The following is a 2,626-nucleotide window of genomic DNA, read 5'->3' as shown; positions in this document are numbered from 1 at the left end:
TTGGGCTTCTTCAGTTCCTGCCAGTTCTTGATGTTGACAGTCATGGAATTCCCCTGGGGTTGATCGAGTGCGCCGGCGTCAGCATAAGGGACTGCGACCGGTCAGATATTGGACGATGCCGGCGTGCCCAGCCCCGGACGGGACATGGGCGCGCCAGTCGCCTGCTGGCGGGTCAGACCCGCCGACGCTTTGACGGACGGACGCCGTTGTGCGGGATCGGGGTCACGTCGCGGATCGCGGTGATCGTAAAGCCGACCGCCTGCAATGCGCGCAAGGCGCTTTCGCGACCTGACCCTGGGCCCTTTACTTCGACTTCCAGCGTGCGAACGCCGTGTTCGGCAGCCTTTTTGCCGGCATCGTCGGCCGCGACCTGCGCGGCATACGGTGTCGATTTGCGGCTGCCCTTGAACCCCATCGCGCCGGCGGACGACCATGAAATGGCGTTGCCCTGGGCGTCGGTGATGGTGATCATGGTGTTGTTAAAGCTGGCATTGACGTGCGCAACACCACTGGTGATGTTTTTGCGCTCCCGCTTTTTAATGCGTTGTGGTTCGCGAGCCATTCTTAAATCCTGTCGGAAATCCGTGGGAACCGTGTGGGCCTGTAACAGCCCGCCCCGTAAAGTGCCGGGGAGCCTTGTGGGCCCGGCTTACTTTTTCTTGCCGGCGATCGGCTTGGACTTGCCCTTGCGGGTGCGCGCATTGGTGTGCGTGCGCTGTCCACGAACGGGCAGCCCCTTGCGATGGCGCAGCCCGCGATAGCAGGCCAGATCCATCAGGCGCTTGATGTTCATCGCGGTTTCGCGACGAAGATCGCCTTCGACGGTGTGATCGGCATCGATCGATTCACGGATTTGCAGGACTTCCGCATCGGACAGGTCCTGGATGCGGCGAGCGTGGTCAATGCCCAGCTTGGTAGCAATTTCGCGAGCCTTGAACGGCCCGATACCATGAATGTAGGTCAGCGCGACAATCACGCGCTTATTTGTGGGGAGATTTACCCCGGCAATACGAGCCACTTGTTTCTCCGTTCAGCTCCACAAGATGCCCGGCCGGGATGCACGCAGTCCATAACGGTCCACGGCAGCCGAAACAGGCGTCTTATCTCATCGCGAAACACCCGCAACGCATGCTAACCGACTTACGACCCGGTCAGTGCCTAAATGTGCGCCGACACAGGTTGCATTCCTCCACACGGTTTCGAGTGAAAGGCGCGCTTAGGGGGATTCGTGGCTGCCGTCAACCGCATTTCGGCACAAGCAAAGCCATCCGTCAGAATACGGAAAGCCGGCGTCGCGCCAAAGCATAGGCCATGAAATACCGGATTCGCATGAAAAGGTCAAAGCCGGACGGAGGCAGCGGTTATTTTTCGCAACACCGCCGACAGGCGCACCGACCGCGAAAATCCCTGCCACGAACCATGCCGTTCATCGCAGGGACTGGATCGATGGCGCACGACACGCCGGTAAGTCGGGCTGATTCACGATAAAGGAGCCACCATGCGCATTCGTCGCCTTATCGTTGCCATGCGCAGCGCCACTGCGCTGGGGCTGTTGGTGCCTGCCATTGGACTGGGCATGCTGCCTGCCACGGCACGGGCGCAGATCAGCTTCGGCCTGGATATCCGCATCGGCTATGCCCCGCCGCCGCTGCCACGGTACAACCAGCCGCCCCTGCCCGGGCCAGACTATCTGTGGGTGCCGGGTTATTGGGCATGGAGCGACTGGATCGACGATTATTACTGGGTGGACGGCTATTGGGACCAACCGCCCGAACGCGGTCTGCTGTGGACACCGGCGTGGTGGGGCTGGGACGATGGTGCGTACCGGTTCCATGACGGTTACTGGGGCCGTGAAGTCGGCTGGTACGGCGGGATCGACTATGGCCACGGTTATCACGGCCATGGCTGGGAGGGTGGACATTGGGATCACGGCCATGTTGCGTACAACCGGGCCGTGATCAACGTGACCAATGTCAACGTGACCAATGTCTATTACCACCCGGTCACGGTGATCAACAACGGCCCGCGCGTGAGTTACAACGGCGGCAACGGTGGCGTGATCGCCCGGCCAAGGCCCGAAGAGCTGCGCGCCACGCAGGCGCCGCATATCGCCCCCACCCCGGTGCAGCAGCAGCGCGTGCAACAATCGGCCGCCGACCCGCATAATGTCGCCACGCACATCACCCCGGCGTGGCGCCCGCCCGCGGTGCACCGTATCAGCACCGATGGCGTGCCGATCGCGCGCGAGACCGCGCTGGCGCATGGCGGCGTCACCGCAGGCGCACCGCCCGCATTTCAGCGTCCGGGACCGGGCCAGGCACCGGGAACGCAGGGCATGCCCGCAAATCCCGGAATGGCGGCGCATGGGGTCACGCCGGGTCAGGCTTTGCCCGGCCAGAATACCCCTGGCACCTATGAGCGACCGCGCCCGGCGACGCCGGGGCAACCCGTAGCGGGCGTCTATCAGCCGCCGCACCCGGCACCAATGGGGCAACCCGCTCCGGGCGGTTATCAGGCACCGCGCCAGAACCCCTATGGCCAGCCAGCGCGTGGCACCTATCAGCAACCGCGCCCGGCACCAATGGGGCAACCCGCTCCGGGCGGTTATCAGGCACCGCGCCAGAAC

The 2,626-nt window shown here is 63.5% G+C and carries 3 protein-coding genes; 1 reads left to right on the top strand and 2 read right to left on the bottom strand.

The window, feature by feature from the left end; translation table 11 throughout:
• Positions 1-172 precede the first annotated feature (172 nt).
• Together rpsK and rpsM are read right to left on the bottom strand one after the other, a co-directional pair.
• Entirely contained in the window at positions 173-562 is a 390-nt protein-coding gene (gene rpsK / locus ABWP89_RS15675; protein ID WP_353230455.1) for a 30S ribosomal protein S11, read from the bottom strand.
• Between the two features lie 87 nt (positions 563-649).
• The gene (gene rpsM / locus ABWP89_RS15670; RefSeq protein WP_353230454.1) at positions 650-1,018 is read right to left on the bottom strand and encodes a 30S ribosomal protein S13; all 369 of its coding nucleotides are present in this window, start codon (positions 1,016-1,018) and stop codon (positions 650-652) included.
• Positions 1,019-1,498: 480 nt separating this feature from the next.
• On the opposite strand from rpsM, the gene ABWP89_RS15665 reads away from it, so the two are divergent.
• The coding region (locus ABWP89_RS15665) for a hypothetical protein (RefSeq protein WP_353230453.1) at positions 1,499-2,626 on the top strand (1,128 nt) is incomplete at its 3' end.

It is taken from the genome of Novosphingobium sp., from assembly GCF_040398825.1.
Lineage (GTDB): Bacteria > Pseudomonadota > Alphaproteobacteria > Sphingomonadales > Sphingomonadaceae > Novosphingobium.
Note: the sequence above shows the minus strand (reverse complement) of the source record. Positions and strands in the feature narration are given on the sequence as shown.

Bases quoted from the DNA above. Each gene is read 5' to 3' on its own strand.
- rpsK (WP_353230455.1), bottom strand. From the start codon at position 562: ATGGCTCGCGAACCACAACGCATTAAAAAGCGGGAGCGCAAAAACATC.